Source organism: Mucilaginibacter sp. (assembly GCF_025362475.1).
Lineage (GTDB): Bacteria > Bacteroidota > Bacteroidia > Sphingobacteriales > Sphingobacteriaceae > Mucilaginibacter.
Window position 1 is genome coordinate 92429 of the sequence record NZ_JANYGH010000002.1, and the last position, 16451, is coordinate 108879.

Annotated in this window: 16 protein-coding genes; 9 read left to right on the top strand and 7 right to left on the bottom strand. The window is 42.8% G+C overall.

Going from position 1 to position 16451, the window contains the following annotated elements:
- Positions 1–34: 34 nt before the first annotated feature.
- Positions 35–361: a carboxymuconolactone decarboxylase family protein gene (locus Q0R88_RS01305; RefSeq protein WP_295711430.1), complete on the top strand. Its 327-nt coding sequence runs from the start codon at positions 35–37 to the stop codon at positions 359–361.
- A 254-nt stretch (positions 362–615) separates the two neighbouring features.
- On the opposite strand, the gene Q0R88_RS01310 is transcribed toward Q0R88_RS01305, so the two are convergent.
- The 4 genes from Q0R88_RS01310 to Q0R88_RS01325 form a co-directional block, all read right to left on the bottom strand.
- Complete coding sequence (locus tag Q0R88_RS01310; protein ID WP_295711431.1) at positions 616–1452, bottom strand: universal stress protein; 837 nt, start codon at positions 1450–1452, stop codon at positions 616–618.
- An 84-nt stretch (positions 1453–1536) separates the two neighbouring features.
- Positions 1537–2046 carry a hypothetical protein gene (locus Q0R88_RS01315; RefSeq protein WP_295711432.1) on the bottom strand — a complete coding sequence of 170 codons (510 nt, stop codon included), beginning with the start codon at positions 2044–2046 and terminating at the stop codon, positions 1537–1539.
- A gap of 21 nt (positions 2047–2067) precedes the next feature.
- Positions 2068–2736, bottom strand: coding sequence for a BON domain-containing protein (locus Q0R88_RS01320; protein WP_295711433.1), 669 nt, complete (start codon positions 2734–2736; stop codon positions 2068–2070).
- A gap of 295 nt (positions 2737–3031) precedes the next feature.
- Positions 3032–3994, bottom strand: a complete 963-nt coding sequence (locus tag Q0R88_RS01325) for a trypsin-like peptidase domain-containing protein (protein ID WP_295711434.1) — start codon at positions 3992–3994, stop codon at positions 3032–3034.
- A 355-nt stretch (positions 3995–4349) separates the two neighbouring features.
- Here Q0R88_RS01325 and Q0R88_RS01330 point away from each other — a divergent pair, with 355 nt between their 5' ends.
- Together Q0R88_RS01330 and Q0R88_RS01335 are read left to right on the top strand one after the other, a co-directional pair.
- Complete coding sequence (locus Q0R88_RS01330) at positions 4350–4787, top strand: pyridoxamine 5'-phosphate oxidase family protein (RefSeq protein WP_295711435.1); 438 nt, start codon at positions 4350–4352, stop codon at positions 4785–4787.
- A gap of 138 nt (positions 4788–4925) precedes the next feature.
- Complete coding sequence (locus tag Q0R88_RS01335) at positions 4926–5786, top strand: universal stress protein (protein ID WP_295711436.1); 861 nt, start codon at positions 4926–4928, stop codon at positions 5784–5786.
- Positions 5787–5891: 105 nt separating this feature from the next.
- Here the strand turns inward: Q0R88_RS01335 and Q0R88_RS01340 are convergent, their stop codons facing one another.
- The 3 genes from Q0R88_RS01340 to Q0R88_RS01350 are packed head-to-tail and all read right to left on the bottom strand — an operon-like array spanning position 5892 to position 8914.
- Complete coding sequence (locus tag Q0R88_RS01340; protein ID WP_295711437.1) at positions 5892–6569, bottom strand: ABC transporter ATP-binding protein; 678 nt, start codon at positions 6567–6569, stop codon at positions 5892–5894.
- Positions 6569–7828 carry an ABC transporter permease gene (locus tag Q0R88_RS01345; RefSeq protein ID WP_295711438.1) on the bottom strand — a complete coding sequence of 420 codons (1260 nt, stop codon included), beginning with the start codon at positions 7826–7828 and terminating at the stop codon, positions 6569–6571. Before Q0R88_RS01345 ends, Q0R88_RS01340 begins: the two co-directional genes overlap by 1 nt.
- Positions 7829–8914, bottom strand: coding sequence for an efflux RND transporter periplasmic adaptor subunit (locus Q0R88_RS01350; RefSeq protein WP_295711439.1), 1086 nt, complete (start codon positions 8912–8914; stop codon positions 7829–7831).
- Between the two features lie 630 nt (positions 8915–9544).
- Here Q0R88_RS01350 and Q0R88_RS01355 point away from each other — a divergent pair.
- The 6 genes from Q0R88_RS01355 (at position 9545) to Q0R88_RS01380 (ending at position 16122) form a co-directional block, all read left to right on the top strand.
- Positions 9545–9853: a hypothetical protein gene (locus Q0R88_RS01355; protein ID WP_295711440.1), complete on the top strand. Its 309-nt coding sequence runs from the start codon at positions 9545–9547 to the stop codon at positions 9851–9853.
- Complete coding sequence (locus tag Q0R88_RS01360; protein ID WP_295711574.1) at positions 9838–10410, top strand: universal stress protein; 573 nt, start codon at positions 9838–9840, stop codon at positions 10408–10410. The genes Q0R88_RS01355 and Q0R88_RS01360 overlap by 16 nt, the downstream gene beginning before the upstream one ends.
- Positions 10411–10761: 351 nt before the next feature.
- A complete protein-coding gene (gene ppsA / locus Q0R88_RS01365; protein WP_295711441.1) occupies positions 10762–13212 on the top strand; it encodes a phosphoenolpyruvate synthase in 2451 nt (816 codons plus the stop codon).
- A 346-nt stretch (positions 13213–13558) separates the two neighbouring features.
- Entirely contained in the window at positions 13559–14353 is a 795-nt protein-coding gene (locus tag Q0R88_RS01370; RefSeq protein WP_295711442.1) for an ABC transporter permease, read from the top strand.
- Positions 14354–14358: 5 nt separating this feature from the next.
- On the top strand, positions 14359–15135 hold the full coding sequence (locus tag Q0R88_RS01375) for an ABC transporter ATP-binding protein (RefSeq protein ID WP_295711443.1): 777 nt from the start codon (positions 14359–14361) through the stop codon (positions 15133–15135).
- 6 nt (positions 15136–15141) lie between these two features.
- The gene (locus tag Q0R88_RS01380) at positions 15142–16122 is read left to right on the top strand and encodes an MlaD family protein (RefSeq protein ID WP_295711444.1); all 981 of its coding nucleotides are present in this window, start codon (positions 15142–15144) and stop codon (positions 16120–16122) included.
- Positions 16123–16451: the final 329 nt, after the last annotated feature.

Here is a 16451-nt window from a genome sequence, read left to right on the forward strand (position 1 = left end):
ATTTTATAACCCGTCAATCAATTAACTAAAAATCATGAGCAGCAACGACAACCCCCTTGTAGTATTTGAACAGGAAGCCCCTGAAGTATCAAAAGCATTTAACCAATTGATAGAGGCATTAAAAAGTACAAACGGACTGGACTCTAAAACTAAGCAATTATTGTATATCGGTATTAAAACAGCCCTGGGTGATGTTACTGCAGTACGTTACCATGTGCAAATGGCCAAACAACTCGGTGCCACCCGTGATGAAATCAAAGACACTATATTAATTACCATAAGCGTATGTGGCTTAAGCGGAGTGGCCAGCTGTTTGCCGGCGGCTTTAGCAATTTACGACAATGGGGATCTGAATTCTTAAATAAAGTTCATAGGATCCGGGGGGGCATTTATAGTTTCAGATCTTTTTTAAAGTTGGGAACAGCACCTCATGAGCATGTTACCCGTAAGGCGCGGAGTGGTGCTTATCGCGTGCGCTTAACTACATTCTCAAGCAAATTCAGCATCCTATAGATCAGTACAAGAAACCATATTGGCGGCATTAATAAAAGTGCCCCGTTAATGGTGTAAGCTTGACCCCTTGTTTCCTTTGTTTGTGCTACATTGGCATTTTTTTTATCGATGAGTAATGAATATCGGCAGGTTGTTGATTTTGATAAGCAGTTCTGCTGTACTGGCCTTGAATAGGCTGGATAGCCAGTTTCGCCCAAAAGCCCCCATCACCAGGCACGCATTGGCCTCCCGCAGCATATAATCAAACAGTTCGTCGTTCGGTTTTCCATGCAGGTCTTTAAAGTTTATCTGGCTGTAATGTTCCTTCAGGTATTCATACAGTTTTTCTTTCTGCGCCTCGCTAAATACCGCCTCCTTATCCGCTTGCAGTACAGTGATTTCACAATTTCTTAGTTCCGGAAATAAATAAGTGAATTGTTTGATCGCAAATACTGACGATGCGTTTCCGTCATAAGCGAACAGGATCTTATTAATCGGTCCGGCATGGTGGGGAGCGATAATGACAGGGCACTCTGATTTGGCCAGCAGTTCCCTAACCAATCCGGCAGGCATCTCCAGCTCCGAGGAAGCAAATAAACCCGGCCTGGTAATAATGGCGTCGGCATAGCGGCTTTCGGCGATTAATTCTTCCTCCGGCACGCTCTGGTCGCGGTGAATCTGGTAGGCTACCCCTTGCTCTTCGCAAAACGCTTTGAATTTCCGGATGTTTTCTGAGCCGGCTTTCAGTTTAAAATCCGTTTCTGGCAGATCAAGGGAATTAATTGTTTCCACAAAAACGCTCCCGTATGCAAACTTCACACCTGGCGCGGATTCGGCGGGGAGATTTTCCAGGAAAATGCCTGTTAACCCGGAACGGGTGAGTTTGGCCAGGTAACAGCCGAATGCAATGCTTTGCTGATCCGGTTTTTCTGCTTCAATAGCAATCATTAACTTTTTCATGTGGTTTATTTAAAAAAAGAAGCTTCCGCAAAATGAACTATACAAAAGCTTCCGGTTCTTGTTAATAGGTTAATTGCAGGAAGCTTAAATAAATTCTCCCTTTTCATTAATTTTTACTTTCATGCGCTTGTCGCCATTCTCCAGCAGGAGCTTAAAGCTTTTATCGGCAGATTCCTTCTGGTCATAGTAATGAACCTGGTAGATATCCTCGGAAATATGCCAGTTAGGGAACCGCTTGCTAACCGCATCCCTTACCGCTGCAGGTAGTTTGGTGTTTTTGAATTTTTCGGCAGTACGCAGCAGTTTGCCATTTTTATCATAAGCAGCCAGAATTTTCCCGTCAGGGATATAAAAGGATATAGAATAGCCATCATAATCATCGTTGTAGAATTCTGATTTTTTTACATCATAGGTGGCCGCCTTGAACTCCAGCATTCTGACCGGCTGCGCCATTTCCTTGTTATCGGTAGCGTTAAGATACTTATAGATCGAAGCTTTTATATTTACTTCGGGTAGGATGATCTGGGCAAATGACCGCATCGCAGATATGGTTATCACAATCACCAGGCTGAATATAAATTTTGATTTTTTCATGATTTTACTTTTATAAATAAGTTAATACACAAATTCCGGTTCAACGATAGACAGTTTGTTTTCCACGTGGTAAACACCCGGCGCTGCCCAGGCTACATCTTCCGCGTCTTCGCTTTCGGCAAATGAGCGAACCTTTCCGGTAAGTATGACTTTGCTGCCGCTCGTGCTAACGTTTACCTTACCGGCATCAATGGCGGCGTTTCTCCGGAAGGCCTCCGTAATTTTCTGCTCCAACTCAAATGGGTTAAGGTTTGGTTTAATGGTGATCAGGTTAGTTACTGATCGTACTCCGGAAAGGTTTTGGATGGCTGTTCTGGCGTTCATCCGCTGGTATTCCCATTCAAGCTCGCCTTCCAGGGTAACGATGCCGTCTTCTACCTTGATCTTAACCTTTTCTTCTGGTACGGCTGAATGCCATTTAAGGGCGTTAAACACCGCCTCGGCTATTTCCGTATCTGTTTTACGGTAAACGGGTGATACCCCGATCTGAATGTCTTCTGCAATGGCTTTTACGCCGGATACCTTTTTTGCTGCTCTTTCGGCGCTTAACTTTTTGGAGAAGGAATCAACTATCCCTGAAAGTGTTACAATTCCGTTTTTTACGGCAACGCCAATTTCGGATGAATTCAGAAATGGCTGCCATTTCAGTTCATCCATCACATCTTTTTGGATTTGAATGTCCGTTTTCATAAGTTTTATTTTTTAAATGATTTATAAATTAGATACATTTCATATATCAAAGGACAGCCCTTTTGGTGGCTATTTCAATGATTGCCATCATGCGGGTTTTTGATATGAAACACAATTTAAATGGAGGGGTCGTTCCCCAATCTGCCTCCCGCGAGACTCAAGGCGATAGATAGTGGAATGCTTTTTTCGAGGTACGCTGGTCGACCGTATAGCCCGGCTCCTTCGTTAAATCCAAATGCTACCGGCGGCTTAACGGTTTTGGTAAAATAGATGGCAAAGAGACCATGGGTGAATGTTATTGCTTAGTGCGAAAAGCAGGCCAGCGTGCTGGTTGTTTGCGCACCGCAGCCCTGGACGTACTTCCGTTTTGCGGCGAAAGTATCACTGCGAGATCAGTTTCTTTACCCTTGCGTACAATGGTCAATACTACATGATTCCCCGGGGCATATTGCGCAAGCAACTCGCGCAATTGGGGGGATGAGATTATTTGTTGCTGATCCAGTTGTATGATGATATCATCCCGCTGTAATCCGGCCTGCTCGCCTGCACCTCCCCGTTGCACGCTTTCAATTAAAACGCCCCTTGGGCTTTTGGCCAGTAGCCGTTTGGTTTGTGTGGCATCCATGTCAACAAAAAATATATCGAGGTACGCATAATGCACACTTCCGTAAGCAACAAGGTCGTGCCATACTTTCCTCACAATGCCGGCCGGAATGGCAAAGGTATACCCCGCAAAAGTTCCGGAAGGAGAAATGATCGCTGAATTGATACCGATAAGTTTACCATTACGATCCACTAAAGCGCTTCCGCTCATACCTTCATTGCTGGCGGCATCAGTTTGCAGATAAGAATTTACCAGGGATTCATCCGACTGGCTGTCCATGTTTCTGAATCGGGCGCTCAAAATTCCCCCAGTAACCGTAGAAGTCAGATCAAGCGGATTGCCAACAGCAAGCACCGGATCCCCGATCTGTATCGTACCAGGGTTGCCAAGTTCCAGAAAAGGGAGCGCATTACCGGGAATTTTAAGTAGCGCCAGATCTACCCTGTCATCCGTCCCGGTCAGCATCGCGCGGTATGCTCTGCGATCTTGCAAAATGACCATCAGACTGTCGGCCCCGGCCAATACATGGTTGTTGGTAATCACATAGCCATCAGCACTTACCAGCACTCCCGAGGCGCTGCCTGCGAGCATGCCAGTACCGGATTTATTTGATTTAATGCCCATGGAGGTTACCAGGTGAGGATGTATATTCAAAATACTATCGGACACAAAAGCCTGAATACGAACCACCGCGGGAATTGCCTTTGAAGCTGCATAACTTAAATCCGTCGCAGTCGTAGAAACCTGGCCATGCAGCCAAAGAGGCACTAAACAGAAGGTAAATAAAGTAAGCTTTTTCATGGAATTTATTTCTATAAAACTAATTGACCGGCAACCGTGGACCAATGAGTGCAATCATGTGAATCCATATTCCACATCACCTATTTATGTGACCACGGTCATTCCGCACCAGTGCTTTTTTTGAGAATATTGCATCGTAGTTGTTATCATTTTTATTTAAGGCTGTGTTTTTAAGAACCATCAAAAAAAATAGACAATGTTAGGGGAAATGACAAATGAGGAAATTGAGGGACTATTAAAGGAACAAGTCACCGGCCGGATTGCCTGCGGTACTGATGGTAACATCTATATTGTTCCTATTAACTATGTTTACAATGGCGCGGATATTTACGCGCACTCTGCTCAGGGAAAAAAAATTGACATGATGCGAAAGAATCCCGAGGTATGTTTCGAGGTGGATGATATACAAAGCATATTCCGCTGGAAAAGCGTGGTTGCCTGGGGAACGTTTGAGGAAATAACAGACATGGATGAAAAGGAGCGGGTTATGCAAGCTATCATTCACCGGATCATGCCGCTATCTCAAAATGCGCCCGACCATCCATCGCATGGCATCACGGAAAAGGATAGCGATATAGGCAGTAAAGTGGAACTGATTATCTATAAAATTAAGCTGGGCAAGAAAACCGGCCGGTATGAACGTTAATAGATTAAAACCGTTCAGTTTGCTTTTGATGCGGGAAACAGAGTCGGCAGCATAAGTTTGCCGCTGTGCAAATAAAAAACAACAGGCTATTGATCGAAAAAATGGAAATATTTGAAATGAAATTTAAAAGACTCAGTCGTGAAAAAAATACTTGTGCTCACCGATTTTTCAGCCAATGCGACCTGTGCCGCAGAAGCCGGTTTAATACTTAGCGGGAAGTTACATACTGACCTGTTATTGTTTAATACCTATATCGACTATGCAACCATGCCATCCTATGGCGGTGGCGGATGGATTGTGGACGAGTTTACGAAACGAAAAAAAAGCAGCCAACTGGGTTTGGGGTCATTGATGGAAGGCCTGGAATCCCTTAGTAGACAGTTGGAGCCTGATGATCATAAGCCGGTTATCTCTGTTGAGTTCAACGACTGCGACCTGGGAATGGATGTAGATGAATTATTGGTTCAAAACAAGATGGAACTCATAGTCATGGGAGCGCGATCGCATGACCGCGATGATGCACTATATGGCCACGATACCAATGCTGTAGTGAACCATGCCACCCGACCAGTGCTTATTGTTCCTGCAAAAACAAACCTGAAGCAAATAAGAAAGATGATATTCGCAACCGATTTTGATGAAGCGGATTTTAAAGCGATCCATTACCTCATCAAACTGGGCAACCTTTTTCATTTTCAGCTTGAGATTATCCATGTAATCAAACCTGATCAGAAAGAAGCGGAACAAAGTCCCCAGGCGCTTGCCTTCGAAGCAAAAGTTGCGCAATTAAAGTACCAGGGGCTAAGCTATCATAAAATTGGAGGAAATGATGTAATCAACAGGTTGAACCACTTAGGTACAGAAACCGGACCAGTGCTATTAGCCTTACTGCATCATCAGCGCTCCTTTTTTGTGCGGCTGTTTGCTCATAGTGAAACCAAAAAAGCCTTAGCTAAACAGAAAACACCCCTGCTGGTATTTCCTTCTAAAATGAACTAAATAAAATTAACGTTAGTTTACCGGCTTCCCGGATGTTGCGGGTAAGGCGATAACGGAAGTTTTAAATTGGATTAAACTGGCTGAATATTTATAAATTTCGGGATATTATGGAATAATTGTCCCGTCTTCCATCACGATGATCCGGTCGGCCCTTTTAGCAAAATCCGGATCATGGGTTACAACCAGAATGGTCTGTTTATTTTCCAGGCAAATGTCTTTAAAAATGCCAAAAACAATATCGCTGTTCTTTTTATCCAGGTTGCCGGTGGGCTCATCGCCCATGATAATCAGCGGGTCGTTGATCATCGCCCGTGCTATGGCTACACGCTGTTTTTGGCCGCCGCTCAGCTGGCTGGCATTTTTCAGGGCCTGGTCATCTATGCCTAAAGTTTTTAAATGCTGCATTGCCTTTTGCTCTATTGCCTCGGTAGAATATCTGCCCAGTTTCATGGCCGGCAGCATCACATTTTTGAGCACATTGAACTCTTCAATCAGGTAATGAAACTGAAATACAAACCCGATCTTTTGATTGCGAATGACAGCGAGTTCGGCATTATCTTTTTGACGAAGTGATTCATTGTCCAATATCAATTCGCCTTCATAATCTGTATCCATCGTGGATAAGATATATAGTAATGTTGATTTACCGCATCCTGATTTGCCTGTAATGGAAACAAAACTTCCACGGCTGATAGAGAAGCTAATATCTGTAAGCACACGAAAACGCACCGGGTCTAAAAAATACTTGTTAATATCAATCGCCTGTAAAACCGGTGTTTCCATTATTTCCCCCTTATGATGACCACCGGATCAATTTTTGCTGCCTTACGTGCCGGAAACAAACCGGCGAGATAAGTGGTGATAAGCGCGAAGCTTATGCCAATTAAATAGTAGGTAATTTCAAAATTTACCGGATAGGTTTTTATTGTTGGCAATGCCGAAGTCTGGAACGGAATATGACTTATGATAAGCGATAAACAATACCCTAATATGATGCCAATGACGCCGCCAACTACGCCGAGCACCATCGACAGTTGAATAAATATCGCTTTAACATCCTTGCCGGAGAATCCTGTTGCTTTCAATATCGCTATTGCATCCATTTTTTCATAAATCAACATATTCAATATATTATATATTCCAAACCCGGCAACAATCAGCAAGGTGACGCTTACGCTGTAGGCAATGGTGTTTCGTACGGTGGTGCCGGTTTCAAATTGCGCATTGGCGGTTTGCACATCGGTTGCATCAACATCAAATAGTCGTGCATATTCCTTAGCCAGTGCGGGAGCAAGCGCGATGTTTTTTAATTTAACCTGTATATCGGTAATATAGCTGGCCGGCTTGCCTTGCAGCTTTTGCGCGGTTTGCAGGGAAGTAAAACTTTGCACGTCGTCTACTTCGGCTATTCCAAACTGTACTATCCCTACTATTTTAAGCTTAGCAATATCGGCGTCAGGCGTAGTAACCTGTATCACGTCTCCTATTTTTACAATAAGCTTATCAGCAAGCCCTTTTCCAATAATTATACTGTTACTCACCACAGCTAAATCAGCAATAGTTCCCTCAATGATGTTGTCATTTAAGTGAAAAAGCTTCTGCTCAAGATCTACGTCGACGCCATCAATTATACCTGACAATTGAATGGTGCCGCTATTAAAGAAAACGGTTGTACTTATTTTAGGGGCAACATCAATTACCCTATCATCCTCCCTAATGGCTTTAATAATACGGCTTGCATTATAAAGCTGCTTTCCTTCATCCTTTGGTTTCACCGATAGAATGAAATTTTTGAACCCGGCGAAGTCGGCGGCCCGATTAACAGGTTGCGTTTTGGATGGGGTAATAGCATTGTATAACCTGATATGCGGGGTACGGTTTATAATCAGGTTATCCAGCATTTTGTTTAAACCTGTCATGAAACTAATAAGTGCTATAAACATGGCAATGCCAAAGGTAACGCCGGCAGCAGCCACAACCGATTGCTTTAGGCGCGCCATTAACAAGGCGAGGGCGATATTTAAGAGCAGTCCTGTTTTCATTTAATCAGGTTTATAAATAGTTTCCTGTGTATCTAGCCCGTGCAGTATTTCCACATTCTTTTCATCCTGTACCCCTGTGATCACTTTCTTTTTAATATCGCCTTTTAACCACACACAATTGTTTTTATCGAGGTAGTTTCTGGGGATAAGCATCGCATTTTTCTTCACACTGACGATGATATTAACCTCCGCCGTTAAATTAGGATAGAGCTTCCCTGGAGGGTTCAAAAAAACGGCTTCAACCTTAAATGTACGTGAGCGCTCATCCATAATCGGATAAATTTTGCTGACCCGGCCACTGAATGATTGTCCCTGATAGCTATCCATGGTAATTTCAACACGTTGGCTTAGGTTAATCTTTATGATATCCTTCTCATCAACATTCATCTCCAGATAAAACTGATCAGGCTTCCCTAAAACACATAGAGTGGTTTGTGTGGTAATCAGCTCGCCTTTATTTTTAATCACATCGAATACTTTACCGTCTATTTCACTCTTAATTAAATAATCGGTCTGTCGCTTTTTGGAAATGCTGTAATTGATCTTAGATAACTCCAGATCGTTTTTCAGTTGTTTTTTCAATTGGGCCAAACTTTTATTCGCGGCATCATAATTTATTGCTGAGGTAGTAAATGCCAAATGGCGCTGATCAAAATCTAAACGAGTGCCTATGTTTTGCTCCCATAAAATTTTTTGACGATAATAAAAGGCAGAGTCGAGTTGGTATTTTTCTTTGGCTACCTGAACCTGGTATATGGCTTCCTGGAGCCGTTCAGAACTGGCCCGACTGTTTGAGGTTGTAAAATCCAAAGCCTGACGGGCATTAGCTGCATTTAAAACGGCTTCCCGGTTTTCCAGAACAAAAAGTATTTCTCCAGCTTTAACCAGGTCACCAGGGTTTACATTGATTTGTTTAACGATACCCGGCACAGTTGATGTTACGGTGTACTGGTCTGTTGCTTTAACATTTGCAGAAGCATATAAGGATACGGTGATATTTTTTATAACCGCCCTGGTATGATCTTTTTTAGTTGAGCATGCACTGATTAAAAATACAATAGGAATATAATAGCTAATCAGCTTCATGTGACTGTAAGTTTAGTTCAGGCTAAGCGTGAACTGTATTATGTTAAAGCCTTTCCCTGTCCGTAATTATTCTTTGCTGCTAAAAAATAAAATCAGTTGACCTTGGTGTAAAAATGCGCAATTATGATGCCCGAAAGACTTCCCGGGCGCATTACCGGGACAGGAATAAACTCAATCTGCCTAATAATACAAATTTAGGTTTTAACTTGATCCAAGCGTGTAGCACAAATCATTATTTTAATTGATGCTGATCATTTTTTTAACTTACCAGGTACCCGGCATGCCCGGGTTATCCGATATAAATTACTCCCTATCACATCTTTAAATATCCATAAACCGACCGCGGTAAGCTCATTCGCCGGTAATAACGAACATATTACTTCGACTGTTGTGACATCACTTATGGCTATGCGGAAACAAGTCTTTCACCCAAGGAGGAAAATTAAAGGCGACATTTCTTCAGGCCATTGAAAAGATCCTGAAATCTGCGCGCTCAGCATTCGTAAATGTGCGGTAAATCAAATTTCGGGATGATTTCGGTCATGGGCGGCCGGGATACGATTGATCATATTTGTTATATCTCCTCGAGCAATGAGGGTAGCAAAGAGTTTACGTTTAAATAAATTGATCATGAAAAAGATACTGGTGCTAACCGATTATTCAGATAATGCAGATCATGCCGCGGCCGCTGCTATTCCACTGTGTGCGAAGTTGCATGCGAATATTTTATTGTTTAATACTTTTGCCAGCCAGCCAGTTCTATCCGAGTTTGGCGGAACGCCTTATGCAGTAGAACAGATGATCTGGCTGGATGAAAGCAAGGAGAAAATCATCTATCTGAAAGAGAGCCTGGAGAAACTTGTCTCGAAAGTCAGCATGGGGAACACAAGCCAAGTATCGATTGCCAACGGGAAGAGGGGAGCCTGCAGTATCAATTGAAGTTCTTGTTGGAAAGAAAGGATATCGAACTCATCATCATGGGCGCCCGCTCCGGCACAACCATGGAACATTTGCTGATAGGTAGTGACACCAGCACGGTCATCAATCAAACAAACCGGCCGGTTTTGATTATTCCTCAAAGCGCTGATCTTAAAAAAATAGCAAAAGTTACAATCGCCTGCGACTTTGATGAAGGTGATCTGAATGCGGTACATTATCTCATTAAACTCGGCCGTCTTTTTGATTTTCACCTGGAAATTTTGCATGTATCCCTTTGGGGCCATGATGATTCACGCGAAATGGAAATGAAAAGTAAATTTGTCAACCGCGTAAGAAGATATCGGTACCCTAATTTATCATACCAAGATATATCCGGCAAGGAATTGCCTGCTCGTCTGAATCGTCATTGTGAAGAGAATGAATCTGATTTACTTGTATTAGTGCATGACCATCATAGTTTTTTGAGCAGGATATTTAAAGGGAGTCATACCGGTGAGCAATTAAAACACCAGCAAATACCGGTAATGGTAATCCCGTCACGTATGGAAGTAAAGTAAACTATTGATATATATATATTCACACAGAAGCCACAGAAGAACTTAACTCTCTGCGGCTTTTTTTGGGTTGCAACTTTCAGTTTTGCAAAAGGAATTTAACCTAAAGAGCACGATTGATTTTTAAGAAACCCTGCCTGTAAAAGGGATATTGGTTTATCATAACGAAAGACTTTACGCTCAAGTCCATTCGGCAGCAAACCTGTTTTTTGCGCAGGATCAGTTTTGGTTTTGACCCTGGTCATTATTTGGAGACGGTTTTAGGCAGAAATTAGCTTCTCACTAAGCAAGAAGAAACACCGCCAGCGGGTAGATAAGATATAAGATACTTTCAAATAAATAATGAAAATCGATATGGAATCTTTCATCAAAAAATTCAGTGAAATCGGGATGCAAAATATTGCAGAGGTCGGTGGTAAAAATGCTTCCATCGGAGAAATGTTTACCCATTTGGTGCCCATGGGCATACCCATCCCGGATGGATTTGCGGTTACAGCTGCAGCCTACCAATATTTTTTAACGCGTAATAAACTACAGCAGCCCCTGCAAAAAATACTTGAAGAACTTGATCGGGATAATTTTACCAATCTTTCCCAGGTTGGAGCAAAAGCCAGGAAACTGATGATGGACGCTGAAATACCCCAGGACCTCCAAATGACCATTATTGATGCTTATGACTACCTGTTTAATTTTTCAGAACCATCAGTAGCCGTACGTAGCAGCGCGACAGCCGAAGACCTTCCGGATGCAAGTTTTGCCGGTCAGCATGAATCCTATTTAAATATACAGGGGCATTGGGCTGTTATCTATGCGGTAAAACAATGTTTTGCATCCCTTTACACCGACCGCGCCATTAAATACAGGGAAGATAAGGGCTTCGATCACGCTAAAGTTTTTCTTTCTGTGGGTATTCAGCAAATGGTCCGCTCAGACCTGGGCTGTTCAGGTGTTGGGTTTACCCTTGAGCCCGAATCGGGATTTAGGGATGTGGTGCACCTTGCCGGGGTTTGGGGCTTAGGCGAAAACATGGTACAGGGCACCGTTGTTCCAGACGAGTTTATCGTGTTCAAGCCCACTTTGAAAAAAAATAAGGAAGCGATTTTACAGAAAAAATTGGGCAGCAAAAGCAAAATGCTGGTCTATACTGAGGATGGGAATGAACACCATACCACGATAAATAGGGATACGCCTTGGGAATTGAGGGGGAAATTTGTTCTGGATGATGTGGAAATTGAGCAACTGGCCCGCTGGGCAGTGATCATTGAAGAGTATTATAAAAAACCCATGGACTTTGAATGGGCGAAAGACGGACAGAACCACCAGCTTTACATCATCCAGGCAAGACCGGAAACCGTGCACAGTCAGCAAAAGACGTTACAGATAAAAACCTGCCATATTTTAGAAAAAGGTGAAACGATCACCACGGGAGCTGCCGTTGGGCACCAGATCACCAGCGGTTTTGCGCGATTACTAAGCTCGCCTGAAGAGGCCGGTAAACTTAACGAAGGAGAGATCCTCGTTACCGACACCACCAACCCGGATTGGGACCCCATACTCAAAAAGGTAGCAGGGATCGTCACCAACAAAGGTGGCAGAACCAGTCATGCGGCCATCATAGCCAGGGAACTGGGAGCGGTAGCGATTGTTGGTACCGAAAACGCTACGGTTAATATCAAAGACGGTGAAGAGATAACCCTCTGCTGTACCGAGGGTAAGACCGGAATTGTTTATCGTGGCAAATTGAACTGGAAAGAAACCCTTACTGATTTAAAGAAAATCCATTTGCCCGAGCATCCCAGGGCACAGTTGATTGTAGGTGATCCTGATCAGGCTTTCCAACTGTCATTTTATCCTAACCATGGCGTCGGGCTGATGAGGCTGGAGTTTATCATTACCCATTCTGTTATGGTACACCCCATGGCACTGGTTCATTTTGAGCGTGTTATTGACGAAACAGACCGATTGAGGATTGCGCATCTGACCTCCGGTTACCCGGATAAGACAAGGTATTTTGTGGACCGGCTGGCACAAGGGGTGGCCACCATTGCTGCTGCTTTTTATCCCAAGGAAGTCATCGTTAGAATGAGCGACTTTAAGACGAATGAATACGCGGGTTTGATTGGCGGCAAATACTTTGAACCGGATGAAGAAAATCCGATGATCGGATTCCGGGGGGCTTCGCGTTACACGCATGAGCGTTACCGGGAGGGCTTCCGGTTGGAATGTGAGGCCATGAAAAAAGTCAGAGACGATATGGGCTTCACCAATGTTAAATTGATGATCCCTTTTTGCCGTACTGTTGAGGAAGGTAAAAAGGTTATAGCACAGATGAAAAAATACGGTTTGAAAAAAGGTGTCAATGGGCTGGAGGTATTTGTTATGGCAGAAATACCAAGTAATGTTTTGCTGGCCGAAGAATTTGCTGCTGTTTTTGATGGTTTTTCTATCGGTTCCAATGATCTTACCCAATTAACACTCGGTATCGACAGAGATTCTGCTTTGATAGCCGATTTATTTGATGAGCAGAATGCTGCCAGCAAAAAGTTGATTGTTTTAATGATTCAAAAGGCAAATCAATTGAAGAGAAATGTTGGACTTTGCGGACAGGCCCCAAGTGACTCCAAAGATTTCACCAGGCTAATCGTTAACGCGGGTATTGATAGCATTTCGTTTAACCCGGATGCACTCATCAATGGTATTAATAATATCAACGAAACGCTTTCACCTCCCATCAAATCAACAAAAAAAGTAAACCGACCAGTTAATCTTAAAAATTTATCAACACATGCAAAGGGCATTGCTTAAACGGAATGGCTACGTTATCTGCCCAGGCAATTACAATGAAATTAATACACTTTAAAAAAGCTGCCTGTCATTTAAGTCGAAAAAAATCAAGGTTGAAGTATTAGAACAACGGCGGTAAAGGGGAATAAACTATTTGAAAACAAAGCGGATACGCATTTTTTTTAGTGCCATATATGGTGTGAGCTCTGGTTACCCGGAGCTTTATTTATAATTATAGATTTTTGAGTAGAAGCTATAATCATCTCCCGGGTGCATTCATGACATTGATCATTTACCTGTATGATTTTCATCATTTCTCCACGATGGCGAACGTGGTACTTTTAGTTAAAAATCAGATCTGTACAGCATGGATAGCATAGATAAAATTCATTGGGCTTTTACTGACCGGATACTGGAATTCTTTAAAGAAACCGGTCATGTAATGAGATTTACAGGGCATTTTTTTTCTTTGGGTTTGAAACCCCGGTTTGAAGTAAAAGAGCTGCTGACTCAGTGTTATTTAATTGGTTATAAGTCCCTGCCGCTGATTGGTTTGACCGGATTTATTATGGGCCTTGTATTGACTATGCAATTAAGGCCCTCCCTGATCAGTTACGGGGTCGAATCTGAGTTGCCTGTGATGGTGGGCATAGCTATTGTTCGCGAGATTGGCCCGGTGATCACTGCCTTGATCTTTGCCGGTAAAATCGGCAGCAGTATTGGCGCCGAATTAGGCTCCATGAAAGTAACCGAGCAGATCGACGCCATGGAAGTAAGCGGAACCAATCCCTTTAAATATTTAGTAGCCACACGGGTATTGGCATCAACTTTAATGTTGCCTATCCTTACTATCCTCAGTGATGCAATCTCCCTGTTCGGCGCCTATATCGGTGTCAATATCCGATCGGTGACGAGTATTCGCCTGTTTTACACCCAGGTATTTGATAGTTTAAGCTTTGGTGATCTTACGCCAGCTGTTATAAAAACTTTCTTTTTCGGCTTTGCGGTAGGTATTGTTGGCTGTTATAAAGGCTATAATTCCAGTAAAGGGACGCGCGGTGTGGGTAGTTCTGCTAATACTGCCGTTGTGTTGGCTTCTGTGCTGATATTTATCATTGATTTATTGGCCGTGCAACTTACCGATGTTCTTGGACTAAACTAAATGCAATGGAAACGCCAATCAGATCATCAACAACAGGTAAGATAACGGGAAAACCGGAAGCTGTAATTGAGATTGAACATCTTTGTAAAAGATTTGGGGAGAATGTGGTACTGAATGATTTTAATCTCAAAGTGTATGAGAATGAAAATCTGGTGGTGCTGGGTAAATCGGGGTCTGGAAAATCTGTTCTGATCAAATGCATCATCGGGCTTTTAAAGCCCGATAGTGGTAAGATCATTGTGCTGGGGAAAAATATACCGGAATTAGATCACGAAGACCTGGACAAGATCAGGACCAAAATCGGTTTTCTTTTTCAGGGAAACGCTCTTTATGATTCCATGACCGTCAGAGAAAATCTTGAATTTTCCCTCCGAAGGCAATGGATCAGGCTGCCGCAAACCGAGGTAGATGCCATGGTGAAAGAAGCCCTGGACAATGTGGGCCTGCCACATACCGTGGATATGATGCCTGCAGAGCTTTCCGGAGGTATGCTCAAAAGGGTCGCGCTGGCCCGTACATTGATTCTTAAACCTGAGATTATTCTGTATGATGAGCCAACCACCGGGCTGGATCCTGTAACCGCCAGGGAGATCGATAATCTCATTTTATCCCTGCAGAAAAAATACCATACGGCTTCCATCATTATATCTCATGATATGAATTGCGTTAAAAACACAGCCGACCGGGTAGTTTTACTGTTGGACGGAAAGTGTTATATGGAAGGTACTTACCAGGAACTGGAGGATGCTACAGATGAAAATATTAAACAATTTTTTGAATAACAAACTATGGCAAACCAGGGAGAAAATAACATCAAATTGGGTGTATTTACATTGGCAGGATTACTGGTGCTGATATTTTCCTTTTACATGATCGGGAAGAATCACAACCTGTTTGGAGGTGGTTTTGAAATAAAAGTACGCTTTTCCAATTTGAACGGATTAATAGCCGGAAATAATGTTTTATACTCCGGTATTCAGGCCGGAACGGTTAAAGACATGCAGTTGATTAACGATACGTCGATTGAAGTGATTTTGTTGATCGACCCTAAAGTAGGTTCATTTATTCATAAGGATGCTATCGCTACAGTTGGGACCGAAGGGCTGATGGGTAATAAAGTTATTAATATTCAGCCCGGAACGGGCAAAAGTTTGGCGATAAGCAAGGGTGATTACCTGCAAACCCGTAAAGCTGTAAGTACTGATGCCATGCTGCAGACCCTGGATAAGACCAATAATAATATTGCACTTATCTCCGAAGAATTAAAAGGCACGGTTCAGCGTATCAACGAAAGCAAGATTTTGGAATTGTTGAACGATAAGGAATTAAGTCCGGTTCTCCGGTCTTCTTTAAAAAACATTCATGAAGCCACAGCAAATGCCAGAGATATGGCTGTAAACCTGGACATCATTGTAAAAGGAATCAGAAAGGGAAGGGGCGCAGCCGGACTTTTACTAACCGATACAGCTTTTGCAGGGAATTTAAATAACACAATGCAGAAGGTTAGTTCGGTTAGTGATCAAGCAAACCTGGCGACCATTCGGTTGAATACATTGATCGAAGCCGTTAGCCAGGACCTGTCATCGAAAGATGGTTCCCTATACGTATTGCTCCGTGACTCTGCTGTGGCCGGGCAACTAAAACAAACCATGAAAAATATTCAAGACGGCACCGCCGGGTTTAATCAGAATATGGAGGCCTTAAAACATAATTTTTTACTGAGGGGCTATTTTAAAAGCCTTGAAAAAAAGAAAAAGGAAGGCCAATAACTAAAACTAAGAATATTTTAACACAAAAAATTGTTAGGTTGTTCTGGATTTAATAGCAAGCGCAAAATACAGGTATGTGTTGTCTGGGAGATGTGGAAAACAAAAAAAAACGGAACCGGGGTCGCCGATTCCGCAATGCGGCAGTACATCAGTCACTAAAGACAAAATGTACTGCTTCATCTACCGAAACAGGAATAAATTCCATCCATCGGGTAATACAAATATAGCTTAAGGGCAATTCCGGAAACCTGTAATTGGTCATATATTGCATTGATCTTCATCATTTATTTAGTCGCCCAGTTATAGGGCTGGTGCTGCTTTTTGGGTGG